Consider the following 25,129-nt stretch of genomic DNA (forward strand, 5'->3'; position numbering starts at 1 on the left):
CCCTGGAAGGTTTTCCAGGGCTCTTTTCATGCTCGAACATCACTGCATCATTTGATGGATTCCTGCACCATGCGTTGCACTTTGCTGAAGGTGGTGCTCTTCAGGCCCATGGCATTGTTTTCCTGGTAGAGTTCCAGCGGAATGTCAATGTTGATCGATCCTGCACCCAGAATGACCAGATCACCACCATCGGTGTAGAATCCCCAGTAATCTCCGTCGTCGAGTTCCTTGTTTTCATTTTTATCCAGCCAGCCCAGAGGAATATAAAGATGATCGGGATCAATTTCAATGTTGTAACTGGGTTGTCTCACAGACTCCTGAAACTGTTTGCGGATGGTGAAAGTGTCATCACAAAGATCATCGGGATCATTGGTCAGGGCACAGGCAATCACATACACACCCTTGGCATTCAGGGCACTGGGTTTCACCTGCACATTCAGTTGCGCTTTCTTCACCAGTGCACCCGAAGTGGCCTTCACAGTGATGATGTACTGACCATCTGATCCTGCTGCAGCAGTGACATCCACACGGAATTTGTTGCCCCCAAGGTTGACCACTTGCGCCTGCAGTTTGGGGCTCACATTCTCAAGGGTGATGGCGACAGGTTGAGCAAAACCACCAGTCATGTTGAGGTGCAGGTCGGCAGATGTGGTGCTTCCGGGTTCAAGTGAAACCACCGGATCATCCAACACCACACTGACATCCTGCACAGGTGCAGCTTTAAGCGCCTGCAAGGCTTTCTGTGCATTGATCAGACCAGCACCACAGCCACCTGTGACACGACACTGACCATTCGAGAGCGGCATGGCCGTATCTTTCAGGACCTTAATTGCTTCAGCGTAAGTGAGGCCAGGCTTCAGGCTTTTCATCAGGGCCACCACGCCAGCCACGTGAGGTGCAGCCATGCTGGTTCCCTGCAGCCAGGTGTATGCGAATTGCCCGGAGTCGTCGTCTTTGCCCGTGCTGAGCACGCCGTCAGGCTGATCATCTCCGTTCCGGTCCTCGTTGATCTGACCTCCAGGAGCCATCACATCCACACGTGCGCCGAAGTTGGAGAACGTGGAACGGTCGTTTGCAAATCCTGTGGAACCCACCGTGATGACTTTACCGCAACTGGCGGGGCTGTACAGACTGGCGTCATCGTTGGAGTTCCCGGCAGCCACCACCACCACAATGCCTTTGGCGGCCAGCTTGTCAAAGACGGCCTGATAAGCAGGCAGGTCTGCACAGCTTGCCTTACCACCCAGGCTCATGTTGATGACCTGGGCCGGGTTCTTGTTGTCCGGGACGCCATCCACATGTTCGCCACCTGCCCAGAGTACACCATCGATGATGTCTGCAAGGCTCCCGCCTTCCAGGCCCAGCACACGCACAGGCACGATTTTTGCTCCCCAGGAAACTCCAGCCACGCCCTTGCCGTTGTTGGTGGAGGCAGCGATCGTTCCAGCCACGTGGGTTCCGTGGTAGGAGGTGGACTCTGCATCTCCGTTGTCTTCAGGGTCAGGATCGCGTCCATCCCCATCGCCGGTGGGAGTGTTGAGGGTGAGGGTCACAAAGTCATAACCGGGGAGCAGTTTGTCTTTGATGTCCGGGTGTTCTTTAAGAATTCCTGTGTCCACCACAGCCACCGTGACATTGTTGCCCGTGGTGATGTCCCATGCTGCAGGCAGATTGATGGCATTGTAATGCCACTGGAACTTGTAGAAGGTGTCATTTGGCGTTGCCATGGGATACATCATGTAATCAGGCTGAGCGAACTCCACATTGGGGTCTGCTTTCAGTGCAGCCAAAACCTGGGCTGTCTCACTGCGGGTGGCTCCATCAAAGGCCAGCAACTGGATGCCCGTATCACCGAGGCTCCGCTGAAGTTTCAATACCTGACCGGCCACCTGCATGCTTCCCTGTTTGCTGATGGTCGCACTGGTGCGGTACTTGACCAGGAAACGACCTGGAATCACATCCTGACTGAGGGCCTGACCAGAGATGGTGTTTCTGGTCAACAGTTTTTCGGTTTGCTGCCCGGCTTGCTGCTGGTCCAATCCCTGGGTGAAGAAACCCACTTTGCCCTGAAGAAAGAAGTGGGTCTGATCTGCTGGCTGGGCAGCAATGGTTGTGGAGAAGGTGGGATTGGAATCTTCTTTCTCTCCTGCAGCAACCACAGCATATCGGTAGTTTTCCCCTGCCACTGCATTCTGGTCAAAGAAGCTTCGGGTGTTTGCTGTGACAGTACCCACCAGATTGAAAGCCAGAGGTTTCACCTGAAGGCCTTGCAATTTGGGCAAGGTTTCACGGTAGATCTCAAAACCCTTGACATTGGTGCTGCTGCTTTCCCAGACAATCTGCACTTTTCCAGCCCTGGCAACAGCCACCACCACATCAGGGGCAGCTGGAGAGGAAACAGGTATGGTTCCACCTCCACCACAGGCCGTCAAAATCAGGGTCAATGCCACCGCATTGATTCCAGGTGTGATCGATTTCAGTTTCATTCTTCCTCCTTGTTGTCCAGGACATTCTGGTGCCTGGTTGGCTCTGGTGCTCCATGGGGTCTCTTTTGCAGAGAACACTTTAAAAGTCCTGGGATGATTCCAGCATGGTTGGGGATGGATCGAAAAGGGCAGGGCTTGAGCACTGCAAAAATGTCCTGTCTGCAAAGGGCCTGGAACTTCTTTCCTGAAGGTTTCAGGATGGAGGCCTGAAACCTTCAGGAAATGCGCAGAAAACTGCTTCAGCCTCATCTCTCATTCATATGCAGCGTAGCATTTCACACATTCTGCCTGCATGACCACCATCACACCAGAACCGTGAACAATGCTCTATATCGGTAAGGATGTGCATCAAAACAAAAACACAGGACTTTAGACCCTGTGTTTTTGAAGCACCTGAATTTTTACTTCTCAACTGAGGACCAGCAGAGCATCAGGCAGGTTCATCCACTGCCACAGCCTCGATGACCTCTTCTTCTGGCGTCTGCATCCCATCATAAACATCAGTGTGCTCTTCCAGCCAGCGTTTGCGGTACACCATGAACGCTGCTGTGGCGGTGTCCTTGATGGTGAGGGCATTCATGGTGCCCCCCACTGCAGCACCCACCAGAGGCACCAGTTGCAGGGCTTTGCGCTGGGTCAGGTTGATTCCAATGCTTTTGGCAATTTCACGCACACCCAGTTTCTCCAGGGTGGCAGGCAGTAAAATTGACACCACCTTGTCGAGTCCAGCTCCCTGCCTGAGTGCCCGGCTGACCGCGTGCATGCTGAAAATGAACTTTTCACGCTGGCCCACATCCAGTGCAGATGCAGAACCCAGAATGCCCCGGGCAATGGCCTGCTCTTCCGGGGTATCCACCCGGTACCCATAAGCGGCAGCCACCTGCCGGATCACGCGCTGGGTCACGGTGATCAGGACGGGAACATCCAGCAGGATGGTGGCCCAGCCTCCTGCGCCTGCTGCTGCACCTGAGACTGTGCCCACGCTCAGGTTTTCCAGAATGATTTTGCGGGCCACGGCGTCTCTGGCCTGCAACTCACAGGGAATGCTCTTGCGGGTTTCCTGCACGCTCTTTTCGATTTTCTCCTCATCCAGCAGGCGGTCCGCCAGATGAGCAGTGCTCTCCAGGGCCTGCTCGACAGCACCTGTCACCCGTTCTGTCATGCTTTCCGGGATGTATTTGCCCAGAGAACCGAGGCTGCGTTCAATCAGCAGGGCGGTCTTTTTGCCTGTTTTTTCCAGGGCACTGGGTCTGGCACTTGCCCAGCGGTCGATGTCGTCGCGGGCTTTCTGGTGGTAGAGCCGGGCGTCTTGCGCCTTCTCGTACAGCATCAGATCCGTGCTGGCTTCTTCTGTCCCCTGGACCTCGGGATTCACCGGTTCATTTGGATGGTCTTGTGGCATGGCGTGCTCCTTGATCGAGAATATGCAGTCTGTTCAGACAAAGTTCCCCCTGGCAGGTTCATCTGGCCAGAGGGTGCCTTGATGTTGGCTGGAGGTTACAGTTCTTCCACCACCAGACCACCGAAATACATCATCTGCAATCCATCGTGGGCACGCAGGATTTCACGGATTTTCTGCTTATGGTCTGAATCGGCAGCGTAAATCCCCACGGTCACGGCCCCTTCCTCCCAGGCTTTCTGGTGCTCCTGCAGAATCACACTCTCGTCACCAAAGGAGGTGAGGTTGGCGGTCAGCTGGTCTTTGAGCGGATCATCTGCTCCGCTGTGCACAATCACATCTGCAAATCCGGCCTGCTGCAATTCCTGTCTGGCTGCGTCCAGGTGTTCCCGCCTGAGCACCGCCACCACATAATGTCTGGGATAATCTGTTGTCTGCGGCATAAGGTCTCCTCTGAAACCCAGTGTCTCACATGGGAAAATGGGATCGCCGCAGCAAAACACACGATCCTGAGGCCCTGCTGTGTGAGGCTCAATACAGATCCAGCGTGTTCAACCCTCTGCGGATGGGGCCTTCCAGTGCCCTCGCCTGATCGCTTTCGGGGGCAGGAAAGAGCAATTGAAAATACAGGGCCTGAAAGAACTGCCGGGTGTTGTGGAGCCTTGCCATGCCTTTTTCGCTGTCAAAGGAACTGCGCCAGGTGGTGCCATAAAGCAGGCCTGAAATCCAGTCTTCCAGTTTTTCAGTGGGGTAATCTCCACGGGCAACCAGGGTAGTGATCACCCGGGCCATTCTTTCCGGTTCATTGTGGGTGTAGAAAACCTCCTGATCGGGGGCCACTTTGCTGGAAAGTGCAGCAAGCAGGACATCCAGATCCTGCTGGGTGGTTCGGGGGTTTTCTGCAATGCGCCACAGCACATCTGCGGCGTGGGCCACTCCATGCATCCAGCCTTCAGTGTCTGTTCGGGCCCGCAGGTCTTTTTCACCGGTCAGGTGGACAGCAATACCCTCCACCACCCCTGAGAACTCCGCATCCAGGAGAAAACGGGAACGGGCATCCCGACGCATCACTTCAGAGAGGATCAGGGCAGAGAAGGTGCGTCTGAAGACACTGGAAGTCCCCTGCTCTCCCAGGCCGGACTTCAGTCCTGCAAGCAATGCTGTGGTGAGTTTCCTTGCTCCCTCATCTGTGAGTGCCCCTCCCCTGAGCCATGAGGCGTAAATTTCATATCCCAGGTTGTCCCGCAAGACCGGGTCAGGTGAAGCCAGACACTGAACCAGCACATCACTGAGGGCATCTGCAGATTGGCCCTCTGGCAGTTGTCCAGAGCGCACGTTTTGCCAGAAGTCTGCATCATAAGGGGCCTTTCCGCACTGTTCCTGGGCAAAAGCAGGCAGGGACAGCAGGACCAGGGTCAGCAGCCATTTTTTCATGGGTCACCTCGCGAATCTGTTTTGTTCTGTGACCACGGTACCTCTATACTGCTTTCCATGACAGGGCACTTTGAAAGCAGGGGCGAGGTTGCATACGTGACCTCCAGTGAAGCTGCAGCCCTGCTGACAGACCTGCAGGCCCTGGAGGCGCTGCTGGTGTACCTGGACCGCGAATGGACCGTCAAGGAGGCCGCCCAGCACCTGGGCTGGACCGTGCTGAAAACATACCGGGCCACCCGCAAACTCTTTGATCTGGGGCTGCTGGTGGTCAGTCAGGTGGTTCCCCGATCAGGCAAACCCCTGAAGAAGTACACCACGGTGGAAGGGTGTTTTTTCATCCCCTACCACCTGACTCCGGTGGGGGCCCTCGAGCAGTTGCTGGACCTCCTGGAAAGGGATGCCCGGCAGCACCTCTTTGAGCGCACGGCCAGGGTTTTTGAGTCTGAAGCCGAACGCAGGCAGCAGGAAGTGGGCCTGCACCTGTTCCGCAACAGCCAGGGGCAGGCCAGCATCATCCACTCCCTGTGGAGTGAAGGTCAGGCTCCGAGAGGCATTGTTCGCACCTTGCTGGAACCTCAGGCCACTGCATTGTGGAACGAGTGGGCAAGCCTGCGGTTGGATTACGATCAGGCCAAGGAACTGCAGGAACGCCTCGCTGCTCTGGTGCGGGAATACGCTGCCCAGCAGGGTTCAGGTCGGTATCTGCTCAGGGTCGGGCTGGTTCCCCTGACCGATGCAGGCCCATCCTGAGGCGGACTGGTCACTGCCTGTAGCGACGAAGCTGTTTACAGAAGTGTGCCACATCCAGACCCCCAAGCACACGGTGGGGAAAGGTGCCCAATGCTTCAGGGAGGTGCTCCCATGAGGTGATCAGGGTGCCCTGGGCTTTCCAGTGGGTCTGTTCCGGGGATTCTGCCGCTTCAGCGGTGTAGCCTCTGCGGCCCACCACCCCTGAAGGTTCCTGAGTTCTGGATGCGAGTTCCCGGTAGACCAGCACAGGATGGACGCGGGTGCCCAGCACCTGCTCAAGGGCCTGGGTGGCATGCCAGGCGTTTTGAATCGCCTGGGCCTGACGGTCATTGTTGACGAAAATCTGGTCTCCCTGCTGGTGCACCACACCACTGCGTTTCTGTGGCAACAGGGAGAACACACCAAAACTGGACACCAGAACGTAATCCAGGGTGTACCGCCCCACGGTGATGTCTTCCCGGATGAACCAGTCATCCGAAAGGGTGTAGAGGTTCTCTTCAAATCGGACAGATCTCAGGAAGGGTGTCTGAGGTGCGGAGGTGATGTAAGTACTGGGCACACGGGCGATCGTCATGATCTACCTCCAGATCCATGCAGTGGGCTGCATGTCCTATTTTTGCATAATCATTCACGGTCTGTACAGCCATTGAAAAGATTTTTGTTTTTTGCTATTAGGAGGCAATTGTAATATAAAAGCAAAATACAATCAAAAATTCTCCGTCAGGAACGCAAAAACGATGGAGGCAATCTGGTAGGCCTTATGAGAATTGAATCCAAATTTTTCAGAATCAAAATTTTTTTCGAGAAAACCCATGCAATGTCCTATACATCTGCCAGCTGTTCCCCAAAAAGGAACACGTCCCAGAAGCGTTTCTGGGACGTGAAGTGAACTGGTGTCTGTTATTGTGCGAGGGCAACAGGTGAGCGGTTGACCTTGACAGCAGGTTTGCTGGCTTCCAGAGAACGAAGCCCCTTGCTGATTTCAGCGATCTGCCTGGGAGAGAGGGTGCCCATGTCGTGGGACATCAGGTAAGGCAGAAGCTGGTCTGCGGTCAGCAGTTTGATGCCCGAAGCTTCAAGACCATGCACTTCGCTGCTGCTGAAAATGGCAATGGGTACGGCTCTGGCTTTGACCTGGGATTCGATCATGGCATTGCACATCTTGATGGACTTGATGATGTAGTCATGGGGGTTGCCATTCACCAGGATGCTGCTGGCATTGGCGGTGATGGTGCCACTGGCGGTCTGCTGGAAGATGGTGAAGAGTCCAAAGCGGGAAACCACTGCATAATCAATCATGTGGTGATCCAGGCCGATGTCCTCACGGATGAACCAGTCATCGTTCAGGGAAAAAATGACATCTCCCAGGCGTGCGGGCTTTGCAGGGCCTGCCGGGGTGGCGTTTTTCTTCTGATTGCGACGGAACAGCAGCATGCAAACCTCCAGATCGATGTGACGATGCAGGGACACTTTAGAATCTTGTTACGTGATTGTAACACAAATGTGTGCGATGTGTAAGGTGAGTCAGCTTGTACCCGGTTCAGAAATTCAGTTTCACTTCACCCAGACAGAAGATGAGAGGGAAATCCTTCTCATCTTCTGTCTGCAAAAGCAATTGTGGTTCAGTAGCGCCACTTTTTGGCTTCTTCCAGCAACACATTGATGCGCTTGAGGACTTCACGCAGTTCGGTGTCGCTGTGAAGATACTCGACCTTGAAGGTCAGGTAGGTTTTCAGGCGCTCGGGAGAAAAGATCTTCAGGGCTCCCACCTCAGACCCCATGATTTCACTGTCCCGAAACACCATGATGGGCTCAAGTGGGACACCCAGGTACTTCCTGAGGGGTTTGAGCACACCCGTCACATCTGTGGGGAGGGGCTCAATTTTGTCTCCGTTGACGTAGAGGCCCCGGGGGGTCGCGGTGACCTTGCCCCGCTTGGCAGGTTCAAAAATGCAGAACACCCCGTAAGGTGAAACAGCGATGTAGTCCACCGACATGCGTTCGATGGTGACATTCTCCCGAATGAGCCATTCGTCTGGCATTTCTCCGAGAATGTCTCCCACGCCTTTCGGAATGGGCCTGGGCTGGGGTGGGGTGTCCTCCTGCTCGGTGTCGTCGGGGTCATCCAACTCGGGTTCTACGGGCTTGGGTTTGAAGAGGCGTTTGAAGAAGGTCATAGAAGCGACTCCCGTTGATGTCTGGTCTGCCACTGGCAGCGATACACTCCATCATACCCCATTTGAAAAGGGGCAAAATGGCGCTTTCATGAGCCAGACAGGGTGAACGCAAAGTCGCTGATGAGGCGTTGTGCTTAAAGCAAACGGTCAGCCATCAGCCTTCAGCACCAGAACACAGATGTGCTTTCAATTCAGTCAGACAAAACCGACTTGTAACCTCCCAACCCAGCTCAAACCTTTCTGGGGCCGTCAGCAAAAGCATCCACTCCTCTTTTGCTGACGGTCAAAAGCTTTCAAACGGTGATGGGTTCGACGTACTCGCCATACACTTTCCTGAGCACATCCATCATCTCGCCCAGGGTGCAGTAGGCGTGCGAGCACTCAATGAACGCAGGCATGGTGTTGAGACCCATCACTGCAGCATCGCGCAGGCCTTCCAGTGCATTTTTCGCCCTCTGGGGGTCACGTTCACGGCGCACCCGGGCCAGGCGCTCGGCCTGAATGCGTTCCACCACCGGATCAATGAGCTGGATGGGCACATTGAGGGGTCTGTCATCGGTGAAGGCATTGACGCCCACGATCAGGCGGTCTTTGCGGTCCACTTCCTGCTGGTACTGGTAGGCGGCCTCCTGAATTTCCCGGGCATAATAGCCCAGTTCAATGCCCTGCTCCACCCCACCCAGATCACGGATCTGCTGGATGTAGCGCATGGCGTCTTGCTCAATTTTGCTGGTGAGGGCTTCAACGTAGTAGCTTCCGCCAAGAGGGTCCACCACTCCGGCCACACCTGTCTCGTATGCAATGATCTGCTGGGTTCTCAGGGCGATGGTGGCAGCCTCCTCGGTGGGCAGGGCCAGGGCCTCATCGAACGAGTCGGTGTGTAGACTGTTGGTTCCGCCCAGGACAGCCGCCAGGGCCTGAATTGCCACGCGGGAGATGTTGTTGAGGGGTTGCTGGGCGGTGAGGCTCACCCCTGCCGTCTGGGCGTGGGTTCTGAGCATCCAGCTTCGGGGGTTTTTCGCACCGTAACGGTGACGCATTTCCCTGGCCCAGATGCGTCTGGCCGCACGAAACTTGGCAATCTCCTCGAAGAAGTCATTGTGCACATCAAAGAAGAAACTGATGCGGGGGGCAAACTCGTCGATGTCCAGACCCCGCTCCAGCGCCTTTTCCACATAATGGAAACCGTCTGCCAGCGTAAAAGCCAGTTCCTGCACTGCAGTCGATCCTGCTTCACGGATGTGGTAGCCCGAAACGCTGATGAAGTTCCACTTCGGCATGTGCTGTGGAGCCCACTCGAAGGTGTCGATCACCAGTTTCACACTGGGTTCGGGGGGGAAAATGAATTCCTTCTGGGCAATGAACTCCTTGAGGATGTCGTTCTGGATGGTGCCGCCCACTTTTGTGATGTCGTAGCCCTGCTTCTGGGCGTTGGCAATGTACATGGCCCAGATGGCATTGGCTGGACTGTTGATGGTCATGGAGGTGGTGACCGCTTCAGGGTTGATGTCCTGGAAAAGGATTTCCATGTCTGCCAAGCTGGCCACAGCCACACCACACTTGCCCACCTCCCCTCTGGAGAAAGGGTGGTCCGAGTCGTAACCCATCAGGGTGGGGAGGTCAAAGGCCGTGGAAAGGCCCGTCTGGCCTGCACCAAGCAAGGCCTTGAAGCGTTCATTTGTCTGTTCTGCACTGCCAAACCCGGCAAACATGCGCATGGTCCAGAGTTTTGCCCGGTACATGCTGGGCTGCACACCACGGGTGTAAGGGTACTCACCTGGGAATCCGAGGTCTTCCTGTTTCAGGTCTTTGACGTCCTCTTCAGTGTAGAGGGGTTCAGGCTCAAGGTCAGAGAGGGTCTTGAAGTTGTATTGCCGTTCGGGGAACTTCGAAATGGCCTTCTGGTACTGCGTGCTCAGCCATTCATTTTTCGTGGACATGGGGGCCTCCATATATGACGTTTTTTTCGCGCTTTGCTTTTATTTTGTCATATATACCTGTCCAGGGAAACCCTGTACCCTGAAGCATGGACTTCATCCAGAGAACCCGCAAATTCTCCCCTGCGCTCGCCCAGTACCTGCAACAGGTGGCAGAGCAGGAACTGAACTTCAAAGGTGAGCATCCTCTGGAGCACTCCAGGCACAACCACGTTCACCTGTGGAAACTGGAAGCCGAAGCCGATCACCATCCAGAAGTCAACCTGGATTTCAGGGTGGAAGCCATCAGGTACATTCTGCAAAGCTGGTCAGAGGCCCTCAGGCAACACCCAAAAGGCAACTATCTCTTTTACCTCTATCAAGACTTTGCCCCCACAGTCTCCATCGTCAGGGAAACCCCTGCTGGATTTCCCTATGGAGGAACTCCAGTTTTTGTTCAGGACATGACAGAGGTGATGCGCCTGTACATGGGCAGGTCCTGGCAGGACCTGTTCAGAGGAGACAGAACACCTGAACAGATCCTGGACCTGCTCAGGAAGCAAGAGGGATCACTTTCCCGAACGGCCAGAACACTGGGATGGTCTGTGGCAGACCTCAGAAAATGGGTGGAGAGCTGGGATCTGGGACAGGAGGTCAACACCCTCCGCAAGCACTTCAAGAGACGCCCTGCTCAACTGAAACTGCGCGATGACCTGCCCTACACCTACCGCATCCACCAGACACGACTGGAGCATTAAGGCAAAATGCCTGAAACCGCCCAGTAACGCACATCTGGCCCCTCAAACCCGTCTTTTTCGTAGCGGATGAAAGCGACAAAGGATTTGCTGCTGTCCCAGACCCTCATCTGATGGATGCCATATTTTTGTGGGCAAATGCGGTCTTTAGGCAGAGCAATGTCTTTAAAGATGACTTTCTTGTTGAGCTGGACCGACACCCCTTTTGCTGTTGGGTTGATGCAGTCTGTCACCTTGAAGGGAATGGGCTGCACGCTCATGGTGTAGGCCTTTTGCTTCGCCTGAAACTGCACACTGGTCTTCCCCAGAGGGTTGGCATACACACTGCGGCCCAGGCGGGTCTTCAGAATGCCGTATTTGTTTAAAGTGGCTGCTTTCAGGGCCTGGCTACGGGCATCTTTCACCTCTGCCCCATCCTCTTGCAGGGATTTCTTCACGGTCAGGATGGCTTTGTTCTGGGGCACATTCAAGACCACAATTTCGCTGAAGGGAAAGCCACTCCCATCATGAATGCCGTACTGTTCGTAGGCAGCATATTTGCCATCTTTTGAAAAACCCAGAAATTGCAGGGTGGACTGGTCGGCAGCGAAAGCGGAACCTGCAGTGAGGAGAAAAATGCCCAGTAAGAAACGCATACCTCAGGTTAAGCTCAGCCTTTGAGGCATGCGTTCATGTTTGATAAATCCAACTTTAAGTTTCGTCGGTCTCCAGAACGAACTGGGCACCATTCAAGCGCACACGCCTGAGCAGTTTGTCCTCGGTGTTGGAGTGCACCGCAGTGATGGTCACGTATTTGCTGAGGGGTGTGCGGATCACTTTGGGAGCAAGCACCTCCTCAAGCTGAAAAATACCTGCAGGGTTGTTGTAGATGGCCCGGATTTCCACCGGGGTTTCGCGGCCCTTGACGATCTTGACTTCATCTACGGCCAGCGCACTCAGGCTGTGGATGTCCACGCTGCCCAGCATGTAGGCTTTGCGACCCCGTCCTTTGGTGATGTCCGTTCCATCCGCAACTGCAGTGATGCCCCCTTCGATGGTGAGGGGTGGAGGATTGATGTCGTGACAGTTGATGCAGTGCAAGATGAACCCGCGCACCTTGGTCCTTTTGTACACATCCTCGTAGATTTCAGGAAGGATGCGGTCCAGGATGGGCATGGCAAGGATCACCCCATACTGCTCGTGCTGTTCGCGGTGCACCTCATTGCCGATGTCGTGCAACATGGTCCCGAGAATGACGATCAGGTTGGCATCGTCCACGTCTCCAAAACCACTTTCCACAAAGTCGGGTTTGACCCCTTCTTGCAAGAGCAGTTCCAGAATGGCCAGCGAAGCCGCTCCGGTCATCCAGGCATGCACACGCCCATGGTCGTTGTACCCCAGTTTCCGCATGGTGATGTAATTGCTCATGTCCCAGTGGGCCAGGGCTTCGGGGTCCTTGATCAGCATGTCGTAGGCTTTGAGGGCTTTGGGGTACTGGGAAAGATCGCTGCGAATGCCCTGATCCATTTCATCAAGGATCTTCTGTCTCGGGCTGGAGAACGCCACCGCAAGTTCGGTGTTTGCGGGGGTGACTTTCTGAACCTGACCGTCTTCAATCTGGATGCGGAACTTGGTGTTCTGGTTCATTTCAGCTCCCTTTCGAAAACTGCACGGGCTCTGGTCCTGGCAGTTCTTCAGCTCCTCAGTGGCCCGAGGTGGTTCCATTTTAGGACAATTTACCCCCCTTCTCGTCAAAATCCCGTCAAATCGCTCACGATGCACGCCTGGGCTCACCCGGATGTAATTCTGAGGTAATTTATTGATTAATTTTTTTATGATTCTGAAAATTTACTGATCAGATCAGGAATTTACCGTCTTTGAAAGGTTTTTTCAGAAGAAAGAAAACACCATCTCATGAATTTTTCTGTTCATTTCCAGATGTGCATGCTATTTTGGATGAAACAGAGGCTCTGGAGTGGCCCCGCTCCATCCTGTGCAGGAGGACCATCATGACGCTAGCGCACACCATGAAGACAGCCCATCCAGCCCTGCCTGTGAACCTGCTGCCAAAAAGGGCCAGACTGGAACAGACCCTGTATTCTCTGCCAGACCACTGGCTGGTGCGTGAAGGTGTGCAGGTGGGGCATTTCAGTCAGGCCACCGTCCTGATTTCCCAGCATGGCGTTTTTGCGCTGCTGCCACAGGAACCCAGTGGGGTGATCCTGCACAATCCCAGAACCCTGATTGTTGCTGATCAGAACCTGATGCCCCAGGTGCAGGCCTCCCAGCAGAATGTGGAGTATTTTTCCAGACAAATGGGCACCCCAGTTCATCCAGTGATGCTATTTCAGCAGCTTCTGGAACCTGAAGAACTGAAAGCCAGAAGCCTGTACAGCAGCACCGTCCGGGAATGGGAAATTGACAGTGTCAAAATCGTCACCTGGGAAAGCCTGAAAACATACCTGCTTTCCCACACCCGAAAAAAACTCAGCTGGGAAGACACCATGCGCCTCAGCCAGAAACTCAGGACCCTCTATTGAGGCCTTGTTTCGCTGGCCCCGGGATTCCACACCACATCTTGAAACCGTAACCAGAACTGAGAAAATGCAACCAACATGTAATAGAAAATTCAAGATTTACTGAATTTGAATTGAATCGAGGCTGAAATTCACCTGAAGTCTGACAGAAATCTGACAAAACAAGCAACAAATTTGTTACATACCGCCTTGACGTTTCCACCGTCCTGCCTTTCAAAAGTCTTTCATGCTATCTTCGTGGGGATCAATCAAAGCAGTCTCTGGAGGTCATCATGGGTCTTGCAAAAAATCAATCCCGTTTTCAGGAAACCGTCCTCCCACAAAAAAAGCAACACCATCCTGAACAGGTCATCCACAGTCTTGCAGATCACTGGATTGTCAAAGAGAACGTGCAAATTGGCTATATCAACGAAAATTTTTTGTTGATCTCCAGCTATGGGGTTTATGCCATCTTCCCTCAGGAAGTCAGAGGGCACCTGAACATGACACCCCGGGGATTCACTGTCGAAGGCCAGCACCAGACCCCTGTGGTCCAGACCATTCAGGAATCCGTGAAAAACTTTGAGAAGCGCCTTGGAATCAAAGTGCAACCCATTGTTCTTTACAAAGAACTCTGGGAATCTGAAACCCACAACCTTCCCCTTGGTCCAGCCCGACAGGAATGGGACTCTGGAGACATCAAGATCCTGAGCTGGGAAGGCCTGCAGCCCTACCTGATGTCCAGGGTTCGCTGGTACCTCAACTGGCCGGACCTGATGAAGATCTGCAAGCGCCTGCGTGAAATGCAATATTGACCCATCAGAAAGAAAAACAGAACTCAAAAGCCTCTCCTGTGACAGGAGAGGCTTTCTCTGGTGCGGAAGGAAACTATTCCCCTTTGAAGTTGGGTTTGCGTTTCTCCAGGAAAGCTTTTGTGCCCTCTTTGCGGTCTTCGGTGGCCACAGCCATACCAAAAAGATCTGCCTCGATTTCCAGGGCGTCTGCAAAGGTGGTGTCCATTCCTCTGCGCACAGCCTCCTTGATCAGGCCCACGGCCAGTGGAGCGGTTTTGGACAGCATGTTGCGGGCATATTCCTTGGCGCGTTCCAGAGGCTGATCCACCACCTCATTGACCAGACCGATCTCGCGGGCCTCTTTTGCGTCCACCAGACGGCCAGAAACCATGATGTCCAGGGCACGTCCCACCCCCACCAGTCGAGGCAGGCGTTGCGTTCCACCATACCCAGGGATGAGACCAATGGTGGCTTCTGGGAGCCCAAGTTTTGCACCTGGAGAAGCAATGCGCAGGTCGCACGCCATGGCCAATTCCAGCCCTCCGCCCAGGGCATAGCCGTTCACGGCAGCAATGGTCAGAAAAGGCAACTGGGAAATCTGCTGGAAGATGTCCTGACCCTGCAAACTCAGGTCACGGCCATTGAAAGCCCCTTCCAGATCGGCAATCTCGTTGATGTCTGCTCCGGCCACAAAAGCTTTGTCTCCACTGCCCGTCACGATCAGGGCTTCCACTTCCGGGTTCTCCTCGATCAGCATGATGGCTTCTGCGATCTCACGGAAGGTCTCGATGTTCAGGGCGTTCAGGCTCTTTGGGCGGTTGATGGTCAGGATGCCCAGAGCACCGTCCTGATCCAGCGTGATGTTCTCAAATTCTGCTTCCAGCATTTCACTCATTTCCAGCCTCCTGATGAATCAGGCAGAACGCTTCCAGAGCCACCTCGATCATGCTCTGCACCCCCTGCCTGAGGATGGCGGGGTCCACAAATTCAGGGTCCCCGATGTTGTTGCTTGCAATCGCCATGCATCCCGCATGCACACCATGCATGGCTGCCACCGTGAAGATGGCACTGGCTTCCATTTCAAAGCCCAGCACGCCTCTTGCGGCCCAGAGTCTAGCATGTTCCGGGGTGCTGGCATAGAACGCATCCTCGGTCATGATCAGACCGATGTGGTGTTTGATCCGGGTGTTGCGTGCCGCCTGCACCGAAGCCTCCAGAATCTGGTAACTTGCAATCGGTGCGTAAGGTGCCCCACCAAAAAACTGCCGGGTGGTCCCATCGTTGGGCACACTGGCCTGAGCGATCACCAGATCGGCAGGCCGCACACTGGGATGGGAAGCCCCCAGAGTTCCCACCCTGAGCAGGTAACGGGCCCCCAGGCGAATGATTTCCTCAGTGACAATGGCTGCACTGGGGCAACCCATTCCGGTGGTCTGGACACTGACCCGGACCCCCTTGTAGGTTCCGGTGTACCCCAGAAGCTGGCGGTTGTCGGTGTACAGCACGGGGTCCTGCAAAAATGTCTCGGCAATCCAGCGTGAGCGGTTCGGGTCACCGGGCAGCAGCACAAATTCAGCCACCTGCCCGGGCTCTGCATGAAGATGAATTTCACCCATGGCGGTAGTATAACCCACCAGATGAGAAGAACATCAGGGTTTGACACGAGAATGGGGTGGGCCAGCACCCCCTCCCTGCAATACACATTTGATGTTCTTAACTGACCAGAGCACCGTCCAGCAGCCGCAAAATCCGGTCTGCCTTCTCAGCAAGCGGCTGATCGTGGGTGACCAGCAAAACCCCTGATCCCCGTTCACGGGCCAGTTCCAGCAGCAAACGCATCACTTCCTGGGTGTTGTGCTGGTCGAGGTTTCCAGTGGGTTCATCGGCAAGAATCACTGATGGACGGTTGAGGACCGCACGAACCAGGGCCACCCGCTGCCTCTCCCCTCCGGAAAGCTGAGAGGGATAGTGCTGCAGGCGGTGCGCCAGACCCACACGAGCAAGAAGCTCCAGGGCTTCCTCCTGATCGTGCCGTGCCTGAATCCAGCTCGGGACCAGGGCATTGTGCAGCACCGTCAGGTCGCTGAGCAGGTAGTGCTGCTGGAAGACCAGACCAATGTGCTGGTTCCTCAGGCGGTCCAGAGGGGCTCCCCTCAGGGTGCTGACCTGGGACCCTCCCCACATCACCTGTCCCTGGGTGGGGCGTTCGAGGCCTGCAAGCAGGTGCAGCAGTGTGCTTTTTCCACTTCCGGAAGGTCCGGTCAGGGCAACAACTTCTCCGGGGTTCAGCTGTAAGCTGACCCCTTTTAAAACCTCGGTGGTCCCGAAGGTGTGGTGGATTTCAACGGCTTGCAGCACAGACACCGCATCATCCTAGCATGCTGCAGGGAAAAAACCAGTCCAAATGGGCGAAAGTCTAATCAGGTGCTCTGTGAAACCATCCAATGTGATCGTTTAGGCATCTGTTCGAGCGATTGGGCACAAATTTACCCATTTTTGCCAGAAGGTGTTTAGAATAGGCTCATGCAATCCAGCCAAGCCATCATGGACTTGCAAAACCAGACCCTTTTTGCTGACCTCCCCGAAGAGACCATCCAGCGCATTGCCCAGTCGGCGATCCTGCGCCATTACAGCGCCGGAAACGCCCTGTTCGATCAGGAGGAAAGCGGAGAAGCCCTTTACCTGATCGTCAGTGGTGAGATTGGCATTGAGCATTACGGAGCCCTCGGGCAGGAACGGGTGATCAACCAGATGTACGCGCCGTGCATTGTGGGCGAGGTGGCGGTGCTGACCCACGTTCCACGCACGGCCACAGCACGCTGCCTCACTGCGGTGCGCTGCTATGTGATCTACCGGGACATCTTCAAGGAACTGAGTCGCAAGTATCCGCAAATCTTATGGAACCTCGCCAGCATTCTCGCAGAGCGCCTCACCCAGACCAACCGGGACCTCACCATGCGCACCTTTGCCAACGCCGAGACGTGGATTGCCTACACCCTGCACTCCATGTTCGAGGAGCGTCACCGCAAGAACGTGCCCAAACACAACGAGCTTCCGGTCACGCACGCGGATCTGGCAAGGCGCAGCGGAAACAGCCGTGAAACCATCACCCGAACCCTCAAGAAACTCGAAGAGGTCGGCGTGGTGAAGACCCACCCCCGCATGATCAAGATCCTCAACGCAGAGGAACTTGAAGCCCTCGCCAACGACCTGGGCGACTTCTAAATTTTTGCAAGCTGTCTGCTGGCCTCCTGCCTGACCTCTTCCTGGGGATCTTGCAGGAGGTTTTCGATTGCAGAAAGGGACTGTTTTTCTTCAAATTGTCCAAGGGCCCACGCAGCAGAGGCCCTCACCTCCCAGGCTTCATCCTGCGCTCCTTTGAGGACCAGAGCAAGGTGCAGTGGGTCCCTCAGGTTGCCCAGTACCATCAGGGCATTGCGGGCCATACCCTTGCGTCTGGGTCTGGAAAAAGCCGTGTGGGCAAACCTGCGGTCAAAATCCCGGTTGGACCCCTCAAAAAACACCGAAAGGTCGGGATGGGCCAGTTCTGGATTGGGAATGAGGTTTCGTGAAACGGCACCGGCCTTGATGCTCCAGGGGCAGACCTCCAGGCAATGGTCACACCCAAAAAGCCAGGACCCCATTCCTGAACGAAACTCCTGGGGGATGGGTCCCCGGTGTTCAATGGTCAGATAAGAGATGCACCGTCTGGAATCAATCACCCGTCCCTCCTGAATGGCCGAGGTGGGGCAGGCATTGACACAGGCCTGACAGCGTCCACAGCGGTCCACATGTCTCCCCTGCTCTTCCATTTCCAGATCGGTCAGCAGAACCGCAAGGGTCACAAAGGCCCCGAGTTTCTGGGAGATCATCATGCCACTTTTGCCCTGCCACCCGAGAAAAGCCCTGGATGACAGTTCCCTTTCCATGATGGGGGCATAATCCACACACCCCCTGCTGCGAACGCCAAGCTGGGTTGCTGTTTCTTCCAGGTCTCTGAGCAGGGGTTCAATCTGGCCGTGGTAATCAGGGGTCCAGGCGTAACGGGCCACCCGCCCGACCCGCACCCCTCCTGCAGGAACCTCCAGATCAGGAAAAGCATGGGAGATGCCCAGCACCAGCACACTTCTGGCTCCGGAGAGGGTGGTGGTCAGGTCATTTCTGCGCACAAGTTGCCGCTCCAGATAATCCATCCCAGCATGGAATCCCTTTTCCAGCCACTGCTGGTAACGGGTGGTGGCCTCTGGAGGGGTGGTGGCCACAGCCCACCCGGCCACATCAAATCCAAGTTCCAGTGCTTTTTCCAGAAGGAGGTCCTGCCTGTTCACGGAAAACAGGATACAGGAATGGGGTTGTGCGGGGGTTAGAAGGTTTTGCCGAGAACCGAGTGCCGAGAGCGCAAGATGCTGAAGCCAAAGCTTGATGTCACGTGGCTGATGGCTTCTTTAGACACCTCCGACGCCGTGCGAAGTTTCAATGTTACAATCACCCCATGATGCGCGGGATTCGCGGTGCCACCACCGTCACTGAAAACACCTCTGAAGCCATTCACGAAGCCACAACCGAGCTGCTGCAAAAAATGCTGGACAGCAACGATGTGGAATTTGAAAACATCTGCTCCATCATCTTCACCGTCACGCCAGACATCAACGCTGCCTTTCCAGCAGAAGCTGCACGGGCCATTGGCATGACCACTGTTCCCCTGTTGAACGCACTGGAAATTCCGGTTCCTGGACGCCTGCAGAAGGCCATCCGTGTGATGATGCACGTGGAAACCCAGAAAAAGCAGGCAGAAGTCAAACACATCTACCTGCGTGAAGCTGTGGTGCTGCGCCCTGACATTGCCAGCGCACAGTAAAAGCAGCGTTTAAATGCCCCACTCCAGCTGGAGTGGGGCATCTTGGTTTTCGTGGGCCTGTTGGCCAGGGGTCTGACCCTCAGCACCCAGTAACGCCCATCTCAGGTCCAGCTCTCAAACCCCTGCAGCAAACCGCTTCAACGCCTGCCTGTCGGTCAGGGGTTTGCCGTGCCCAAAAACCACCAGTGCAGGGTCCAGGGAGGCCAGGAGTCGGATGCTTTCTCTGCTCTGCTGCCGGTTGACGGTGTATTCGTCGGGCATTTCGTGCAGGCCAGGGCGCAGGGTGAAGGGGTTGAGGTTGCTGAGAACATCGCCTGCCACTGCAATCCCGTCTTTTTCCCGGAAGAAAATCACCGAGCCTGGTGTGTGCCCTGGTGCGTGTATGACCCTGAATCCAGCCACCTCATCTCCTTCCCTGAGGGGTCTGGACACCGGGTGAGGGCGTCCCATCCAGGTTTTTTCCTGCACCCGGATGATCCAGCTTCTGGGGATCATGGGTTTTTTGCCTTCCATGACTTCCTGGTCTGCTTCATGGCAGGCCAGAGGAAGATTCAGCTGTTCGCAGAGGTGTTTTGCGGCCCCCTGGTGGTCGGGGTGCACGTGGGTCAGGGCCACCATGTCAGGCTTGTGGCCTTTCAGCTGGCGGATCAGGCGGACTGCGTCCCACTTGGTGGCGGTGTCAATCAGGACGTTTCCCATCAGGTAGGTGTTGATGGTGAAACTGGGAAAACTGGGGAGCAGGTGCAGGTCTTCAGCGATTTTGATCATGTTGGGCCTCCAACAGGGCAATGAGCGCACCTGATGTGGTGTGCAAGGGTTCCAGGCTTTTGTGGACTCGGCACAGCATGAGGGCACCTTCCAGGCTGGAAAGCAGGAGGGGAGAAAGGTGCTCAGGGAGGCCATGGGCCCTGAGTGCCCCAGCAATGCCCTCCTGCCAGTTTTGAAACACCTGATGGCAGGCCTCCTGCAGGGTGGTTTGTTCGGGCTGGAGGGTTGCAGCAACACTGGCAATGGGACATCCCTGGGTGTAGTTGCTGGAGACCAGCAGGTGTTCAAAGTGGGTCAGGATGGCTCTGAATCCTCCGATCAGGCCGTGTTCCTGCAGGGTCTGGGCAATCAGCAGGCTGTACCTCTGTCCAACCTGGTGCAGGGCATCTGCAGCAAGTTGCTCTTTGCCCTCCGGGAAGTAGTAATAGAGGGAACCTTTTGGGGCCTGACTGGTCTGGAGGATCTGATCAAGACCTGTGGCTGCGTAGCCCTGTTGTTGCAGCAGGAGTGCAGTGGTGTCCATCAGTTTCTGTTTTGCATCGGATTTGCGGGGGGACATGTTTTTATTATAGCGATCGGTCTATATAAATCAAGCGGATTCCCACCCATCTTCCAGACTCCCAAAAACGGCTCGGATAAACTGGCCCCATGACCAACCGATTGAGCCTGGAAACCAGCCCTTATTTGAAACAACACGAAAACAACCCTGTAGACTGGTACCCCTGGGGCGAAGTAGCCTTCGAGAAAGCCCGCCAGGAAGACCGCCCGATTCTGCTGAGCATTGGGTACTCCACCTGCCACTGGTGCCATGTGATGGCCCACGAATCCTTTGAAAACGAAGAAATTGCTGCCCTGATGAACCAGTGGTTTGTCCCCATCAAGGTGGACCGTGAAGAGCGCCCGGATGTGGACGCCATTTACATGAGCGCAGTGCAGGCCATGACCGGATCGGGGGGGTGGCCCATGACCGTTTTTCTGACCCCCGACCTGCAACCCTTTTATGGAGGCACCTATTACCCTCCTGAAGATGCCTACGGACGCATGGGTTTTCGCAGGCTTCTGCATGCCATTCAGAATGCCTGGAGCACCAAACGGGATGAGGTTTTGACCAGTGCCCAGTCCCTGACAGACCACATCCGTTCTTCAAGCGTGCGGGAGGCCCGCAACAACGACCTGTCCCCTGAACATGCAGAAGTCACCATTGAAAACCTGCGCATGCGTTTCGACACCCAGTACGGCGGGTTTGGAGAAGCACCCAAATTTCCTGGCCCGACCACCCTGGAATTTCTCTTGATGCATGCCCACAGAACCGGAAACCCAAAAGCCCTGGAGATGGTCACTTACACCCTGGAGCAGATGGCAAGAGGTGGCATTTTTGATCAACTGGGCGGAGGTTTCGCCCGCTACAGCGTGGACAGTGAATGGCTGGTCCCGCACTTTGAAAAAATGCTGTACGACAATGCGCAACTGGCGCGTGTCTACCTGCATGCTTACCAGATCACCGGGTCTCCCCTGTTCCGGGAGATCACCGAGCGCACCCTCGATTACCTGATCCGGGAGATGCTGTCTCCCGAGGGTGGTTTCTACAGTGCACAGGACGCCGATCAGGAAGGCATTGAGGGCAAGTTTTTTGTCTGGACCCCTCAGGAGTTCGACGAGGTGCTGGGCCAGGACAGCGAGATGCTCAAATTGCATTACGGGGTGACCCCTTATGGCAATTTCGAGGACCCCCACCACAGGGAGTTCGGGCGCAGAAATGTCCTCTCGGTGAAACGCAGGCTGGAAGACCTCGCAGAGGACTTCAATGTGAGCATTGAAGTGGTGCAGGACAAGGTGCTGCAGGCCAGACAGAAACTCTTCGAGGCCCGGGAACAGCGGGTCAAACCAGGCACAGATGACAAGGTCCTGACCTCCTGGAATGGTCTGGCCCTCGCAGCCTTTGCAGAAGCAGGACGGGTTCTGAACCGGCAAGATTACCTTGAAGTGGCCATCCGCAATGCGAAGTTTGTCCAGCAAAACCTGTGGATGTCAGACACCCTGCTTCACACGTACAAAGACGGGCAGGCCAGAATCTCGGGCCTTCTGGAGGACCATGCCCTTTATGCTCTGGGCCTGATCGAACTCTTCAAAGCCACAGGAGAACCTGAGCACCTGCAAATCGCCCAGAAACTCTGGAGCACCGTGAAATCGGAGTACTGGGACAGTGAATCTGCTGCCTTCTACAGCACCCCTGCCACCCAGAGTGACCTGATCACCCGCAGACAGGAGTTTTTCGATGCTGCTGTGATCAGCGACAACGCCGCCTCGACCCTTCTTGCCCTGTGGATGGACCGTTACTTTCAGGACACGGAAGCACAACAGATCGCAGAACGTGTGGTCTCCAGCAGCCTCGGGCAGATGCGCTCTTACGCCTCTGGCTTTGGGGGGATGTGGCAGGCTTTCGAGTTCCTGCAGGCAAAACACACCGAGGTGGTGGTGATGGGCTCTGCCGAACAGCGCAAACCCCTTGAAACGGTGCTGGCAGAATTCTACCTTCCCACCACAGCCCTCTCCCCTGCAGCTTCAGAATGGGGCCTGCCTGCACTGGAAGGCAGACTGGCCGAAGGGGTGGCTTATGTCTGTGAGAATTTCGCCTGCCAGTTGCCTGCCAGAGATCCTGACACCCTGAGGACCCAGTTGCAAAAGGTGCAGCAGCACTGAAAAAGAAAGGCCACCTTGAGAACGGGGGGCCTTTTTCTGCACGGTCCCTCAAACCAGGGTCAGGTTTAATTTCTCCAGCATCAGGTGGTCCTGGTGCAGGTCCGGGTTTGGAGCGGTGAGGAGTTTTTCACCCAGAAAAATGGAATTGGCCCCAGCCATGAAACACCACGCCTGCACAGGCTCGCCCATGCCTTCTCGGCCTGCAGAGAGGCGCACGAAGCTCGTGGGCATCAGGATGCGCGCCACGGCAACCGTGCGAACCACTTCGGACCAGTCCAGAGCCCTGGAACCTTCCAGAGGGGTGCCTGGAGTGGCAATCAGGTGGTTGATCGGGACGGATTCCGGAGCGGGATTGAGCAGGGACAATTCCAGCAGAAAACGTGCCCGCTGTTCACGGTTTTCTCCCAGGCCCAGAATGCCTCCACAGCAGACTTTCATGCCTGCCTCCCGCACGTGATGCAGGGTGTTCAGGCGGTCCTGGTAGGTGCGGGTGGTGATGATCTCGCCATAGTGGTCGCTGGAAGTGTCGAGGTTGTGGTTGTAGTAGTCCAGTCCTGCTTCACCAAGGGTGTGGGCTTGCTGGTCATCCAGGAGGCCCAGGGTGGCGCAGGTTTCGAGACCCAGGGCCTTGACCTCCCGCACCATTTCAGCCACCTGCTCCAGATCTTTGCCTTTGGGGGAACGCCATGCCGCTCCCATGCAGAAACGGCTCGCCCCCTGGCTTTTCGCATGGCGGGCAGCATCAAGCACGGCATCGATGTCCAGCAGTTTCTGGGACTTCACCCCTGTGTCATAGTGGGCAGACTGGGGGCAGTAAGCACAATCCTCAGGGCAACCCCCGGTCTTGATGGACAGGAGGGTGGAGGCCTGAATCTCCCCTGCCCTGAAATGCTGGCGGTGCACCTGGTGGGCCTGATGCACCAGATCCAGAAAGGGCATCTGGAAGAGGTCCAGCACCCTTTGCAGATCCTGGCTCATTTTGTGCCTTTCTTCTTCACCTTGTTGAAGGCTTCCACGCCAAGCGGACTGGGCGTCCAGCCCGAAATGTTGGTACGCGTGGCAGCCACAGGTTTGGAATGCACCAGAGGAATCCGCACATTGGCCCTGAAGGTGAACTGGTGAATCTGCTGGTAGATTTTTGCTTTCTGCGCCCGGTCTTTGATGCTTCTGGCCTTCACCATCAGGTTCTCAAGTTCCTGGGGGTAATAATGGCTGTCCAGACTTGTGTAGGGGCCATAGTAGGCGCTGTAGAAGTTGTCAGGATCACCATAATCCCCGATCCAGCCCACAATGTAGCTGTCGTAGCCAGGTTCGGTGCGGGAATCCTTGACCCATTTGGCCCAGTCCTGGGTTCTCAGGTTCACTTTGATCCCCACATCTGAGAGGTCCACAGCAATCGCTTCGGCAAGGGCTTTGGGGTTGGGATAGTACTGTCTGGCAATCGGTGGATACCAGAGGTCAAAGGAAACATTGTTCAGGCCTGCGTCTTTGAGGATTTTGCGGGCAAGGGCGGGATCGAATTTGTAATCTTTGATTTCGGGATCAAGGGCCCAGGCAAGCTGGCTGGGCAGCAAGCCAGAGTCTGTGTAACCCAGATCGCCATAGAAGGCTTCCACAATGGCTTTTTTGTTCACTGCCAGACTGATCGCCTGACGCACCCTCTCGTCTTTCAGGAAGGGGTTTTTCACATTCAGGCTCAAAAATCCAACATTGAAAGAGGGTTTGAGGACCAGTTTCAGGTTGCGGTCATTTTTGATCTGGTTCAGGCTGTCGGGAATCAGGTCACTGGTAAAATCGATGGTGCCTGCCCGCAGTTCATTCAGGCGCTGGTTGGCATCTGCGATGAAGCGGATGATCAGCTGATCTGCGGTGCTTTTGACCCCCCAGTACTGCTTGTTGGGTTTCAGGGTGATGCGGTCTCCAGAAATCCATTCCACAAACTCAAACGGTCCTGTGCCCACAGGTTTTGAGGCAGGCGTCCCATATTTTGCACCCTGGCTCTTGATGGCGGTGGGACTGGAGATGCCAAAGTACCCTGCACCAATGAGCTGTGGAAAGCTGGCGTAGGGTTTGTTCAGGGTAAATTTGACGGTGTATTCATTGAGCTTCTGGACATTTTTCAGCAGTCCATCCGCAGAGCCCTTGTAGCCACCCAGCAACTGGCCCCAGATGCCGTAGGCCTTGCCGCTGTCACGGTAGCCATGTTCAAAGCTGGGGTCCCACCAGCGCATCACATTGAAGACCACAGCGTCAGCATTGAACACTGTGCCATCGTGGAACTTCACGCCCTTGCGCAGGGTGAAGGTCCATTCGGTTGCCTGGGCATTCCCTTTCCAGTGGGTGGCAAGGGCGGGCCTGGGGGTGATCTGACCGTCTTGCACCCACACCAGGGTGTCGTAAATCTGCACCTGGGGAAGCATGCTGGTGCGTTCAACGATGTTGCCGCTTTCCAGGTTGACGGGTTCACCAGTGGCTCCGTACACCAGGGTGGCAGCACTTGCGAGAGAGACATTCAGAAGAGCACAAAAGAACAGGACACGTTTCAACATCCATTACATGTTAACCGAAAATTGAAAATCTGGTTAACCCTCAAACCC

25 protein-coding genes are annotated in these 25,129 nt (G+C 55.4%); 7 read left to right on the forward strand and 18 right to left on the reverse strand.

All coding sequences use genetic code 11. The features are described 5' to 3' along the window. Positions 1 to 47: 47 nt before the first annotated feature. The 4 genes from DC3_RS03445 to DC3_RS03460 all read right to left on the reverse strand — a co-directional run bounded on the left by DC3_RS03445 (position 48) and on the right by DC3_RS03460 (position 5,319). Complete coding sequence (locus tag DC3_RS03445) at positions 48 to 2,486, reverse strand: S8 family peptidase (protein WP_186815795.1); 2,439 nt, start codon at positions 2,484 to 2,486, stop codon at positions 48 to 50. Positions 2,487 to 2,916: 430 nt separating this feature from the next. Continuing rightward, positions 2,917 to 3,888, reverse strand: coding sequence for an EcsC family protein (locus DC3_RS03450; protein WP_146882349.1), 972 nt, complete (start codon positions 3,886 to 3,888; stop codon positions 2,917 to 2,919). A 95-nt stretch (positions 3,889 to 3,983) separates the two neighbouring features. Continuing rightward, complete coding sequence (locus DC3_RS03455; RefSeq protein ID WP_146882351.1) at positions 3,984 to 4,328, reverse strand: hypothetical protein; 345 nt, start codon at positions 4,326 to 4,328, stop codon at positions 3,984 to 3,986. 88 nt (positions 4,329 to 4,416) lie between these two features. Next, positions 4,417 to 5,319: a DUF2785 domain-containing protein gene (locus DC3_RS03460; protein WP_146882352.1), complete on the reverse strand. Its 903-nt coding sequence runs from the start codon at positions 5,317 to 5,319 to the stop codon at positions 4,417 to 4,419. 57 nt (positions 5,320 to 5,376) lie between these two features. Here DC3_RS03460 and DC3_RS03465 point away from each other — a divergent pair, with 57 nt between their 5' ends. Beyond that, positions 5,377 to 6,069: a hypothetical protein gene (locus tag DC3_RS03465; RefSeq protein ID WP_146882354.1), complete on the forward strand. Its 693-nt coding sequence runs from the start codon at positions 5,377 to 5,379 to the stop codon at positions 6,067 to 6,069. Between the two features lie 10 nt (positions 6,070 to 6,079). On the opposite strand, the gene DC3_RS03470 is transcribed toward DC3_RS03465, so the two are convergent. The 4 genes from DC3_RS03470 to DC3_RS03485 form a co-directional block, all read right to left on the reverse strand. After that, positions 6,080 to 6,643, reverse strand: a complete 564-nt coding sequence (locus DC3_RS03470; protein WP_146882356.1) for a hypothetical protein — start codon at positions 6,641 to 6,643, stop codon at positions 6,080 to 6,082. A 326-nt stretch (positions 6,644 to 6,969) separates the two neighbouring features. Further along, positions 6,970 to 7,503, reverse strand: a complete 534-nt coding sequence (locus DC3_RS03475; RefSeq protein ID WP_146882358.1) for a hypothetical protein — start codon at positions 7,501 to 7,503, stop codon at positions 6,970 to 6,972. Positions 7,504 to 7,691: 188 nt separating this feature from the next. Next, positions 7,692 to 8,246: an NERD domain-containing protein gene (locus tag DC3_RS03480; RefSeq protein ID WP_146882359.1), complete on the reverse strand. Its 555-nt coding sequence runs from the start codon at positions 8,244 to 8,246 to the stop codon at positions 7,692 to 7,694. Positions 8,247 to 8,539: 293 nt separating this feature from the next. Next, entirely contained in the window at positions 8,540 to 10,186 is a 1,647-nt protein-coding gene (locus DC3_RS03485; RefSeq protein WP_146882361.1) for an acyl-CoA mutase large subunit family protein, read from the reverse strand. 86 nt (positions 10,187 to 10,272) lie between these two features. Between DC3_RS03485 and DC3_RS03490 the strand changes: the two genes are divergently transcribed. Next, positions 10,273 to 10,920 (forward strand): hypothetical protein, encoded by a 648-nt coding sequence (locus DC3_RS03490; protein WP_146882363.1) that lies wholly within the window; start codon positions 10,273 to 10,275, stop codon positions 10,918 to 10,920. Here the strand turns inward: DC3_RS03490 and DC3_RS03495 are convergent. Continuing rightward, the gene (locus DC3_RS03495; RefSeq protein WP_146882365.1) at positions 10,917 to 11,552 is read right to left on the reverse strand and encodes a DUF2259 domain-containing protein; all 636 of its coding nucleotides are present in this window, start codon (positions 11,550 to 11,552) and stop codon (positions 10,917 to 10,919) included. The two genes, DC3_RS03490 and DC3_RS03495, sit on opposite strands and share 4 nt — an antisense overlap. Before the next feature lie 55 nt (positions 11,553 to 11,607). Further along, entirely contained in the window at positions 11,608 to 12,543 is a 936-nt protein-coding gene (locus DC3_RS03500) for a phosphohydrolase (RefSeq protein WP_146882366.1), read from the reverse strand. A 362-nt stretch (positions 12,544 to 12,905) separates the two neighbouring features. Here DC3_RS03500 and DC3_RS03505 point away from each other — a divergent pair, with 362 nt between their 5' ends. Both DC3_RS03505 and DC3_RS03510 read left to right on the forward strand, forming a co-directional pair. After that, positions 12,906 to 13,436: a hypothetical protein gene (locus tag DC3_RS03505; protein WP_146882368.1), complete on the forward strand. Its 531-nt coding sequence runs from the start codon at positions 12,906 to 12,908 to the stop codon at positions 13,434 to 13,436. 269 nt (positions 13,437 to 13,705) lie between these two features. Further along, positions 13,706 to 14,227: a hypothetical protein gene (locus tag DC3_RS03510; RefSeq protein ID WP_146882370.1), complete on the forward strand. Its 522-nt coding sequence runs from the start codon at positions 13,706 to 13,708 to the stop codon at positions 14,225 to 14,227. Positions 14,228 to 14,300: 73 nt separating this feature from the next. Here the strand turns inward: DC3_RS03510 and DC3_RS03515 are convergent, their stop codons facing one another. The 3 genes from DC3_RS03515 to DC3_RS03525 all read right to left on the reverse strand — a co-directional run bounded on the left by DC3_RS03515 (position 14,301) and on the right by DC3_RS03525 (position 16,570). Beyond that, complete coding sequence (locus tag DC3_RS03515; protein ID WP_146882372.1) at positions 14,301 to 15,101, reverse strand: enoyl-CoA hydratase/isomerase family protein; 801 nt, start codon at positions 15,099 to 15,101, stop codon at positions 14,301 to 14,303. Beyond that, on the reverse strand, positions 15,094 to 15,822 hold the full coding sequence (locus DC3_RS03520; protein ID WP_146882374.1) for a phosphorylase family protein: 729 nt from the start codon (positions 15,820 to 15,822) through the stop codon (positions 15,094 to 15,096). The genes DC3_RS03515 and DC3_RS03520 overlap by 8 nt, the downstream gene beginning before the upstream one ends. A 97-nt stretch (positions 15,823 to 15,919) precedes the next feature. Next, complete coding sequence (locus tag DC3_RS03525; RefSeq protein ID WP_146882376.1) at positions 15,920 to 16,570, reverse strand: ABC transporter ATP-binding protein; 651 nt, start codon at positions 16,568 to 16,570, stop codon at positions 15,920 to 15,922. A 159-nt stretch (positions 16,571 to 16,729) separates the two neighbouring features. Here DC3_RS03525 and DC3_RS03530 point away from each other — a divergent pair, with 159 nt between their 5' ends. Then, positions 16,730 to 17,431, forward strand: coding sequence for a Crp/Fnr family transcriptional regulator (locus DC3_RS03530; RefSeq protein ID WP_146882378.1), 702 nt, complete (start codon positions 16,730 to 16,732; stop codon positions 17,429 to 17,431). Here the strand turns inward: DC3_RS03530 and queG are convergent. Next, a complete protein-coding gene (queG, locus tag DC3_RS03535; protein WP_146882380.1) occupies positions 17,428 to 18,534 on the reverse strand; it encodes a tRNA epoxyqueuosine(34) reductase QueG in 1,107 nt (368 codons plus the stop codon). The genes DC3_RS03530 and queG overlap by 4 nt on opposite strands. Positions 18,535 to 18,698: 164 nt before the next feature. On the opposite strand from queG, the gene aroH reads away from it, so the two are divergent. Next, positions 18,699 to 19,064 (forward strand): chorismate mutase, encoded by a 366-nt coding sequence (aroH, locus tag DC3_RS03540; protein ID WP_146882382.1) that lies wholly within the window; start codon positions 18,699 to 18,701, stop codon positions 19,062 to 19,064. Positions 19,065 to 19,178: 114 nt separating this feature from the next. On the opposite strand, the gene DC3_RS03545 is transcribed toward aroH, so the two are convergent. Next, positions 19,179 to 19,832 carry an MBL fold metallo-hydrolase gene (locus DC3_RS03545; protein ID WP_186815796.1) on the reverse strand — a complete coding sequence of 218 codons (654 nt, stop codon included), beginning with the start codon at positions 19,830 to 19,832 and terminating at the stop codon, positions 19,179 to 19,181. After that, positions 19,816 to 20,391: a TetR/AcrR family transcriptional regulator gene (locus tag DC3_RS03550; RefSeq protein WP_146882385.1), complete on the reverse strand. Its 576-nt coding sequence runs from the start codon at positions 20,389 to 20,391 to the stop codon at positions 19,816 to 19,818. The genes DC3_RS03545 and DC3_RS03550 overlap by 17 nt, the downstream gene beginning before the upstream one ends. Before the next feature lie 89 nt (positions 20,392 to 20,480). On the opposite strand from DC3_RS03550, the gene DC3_RS03555 reads away from it, so the two are divergent. Then, positions 20,481 to 22,532, forward strand: coding sequence for a thioredoxin domain-containing protein (locus tag DC3_RS03555; RefSeq protein ID WP_146882387.1), 2,052 nt, complete (start codon positions 20,481 to 20,483; stop codon positions 22,530 to 22,532). 48 nt (positions 22,533 to 22,580) lie between these two features. Here DC3_RS03555 and bioB read toward each other — a convergent pair whose 3' ends face one another. Further along, positions 22,581 to 23,510 (reverse strand): biotin synthase BioB, encoded by a 930-nt coding sequence (gene bioB, locus DC3_RS03560; RefSeq protein ID WP_146882388.1) that lies wholly within the window; start codon positions 23,508 to 23,510, stop codon positions 22,581 to 22,583. After that, the gene (locus DC3_RS03565; RefSeq protein ID WP_146882390.1) at positions 23,507 to 25,081 is read right to left on the reverse strand and encodes an ABC transporter substrate-binding protein; all 1,575 of its coding nucleotides are present in this window, start codon (positions 25,079 to 25,081) and stop codon (positions 23,507 to 23,509) included. Before DC3_RS03565 ends, bioB begins: the two co-directional genes overlap by 4 nt. Positions 25,082 to 25,129: the final 48 nt, after the last annotated feature.

It is taken from the genome of Deinococcus cellulosilyticus NBRC 106333 = KACC 11606 (assembly GCF_007990775.1).
Classification (GTDB): domain Bacteria; phylum Deinococcota; class Deinococci; order Deinococcales; family Deinococcaceae; genus Deinococcus_C; species Deinococcus_C cellulosilyticus.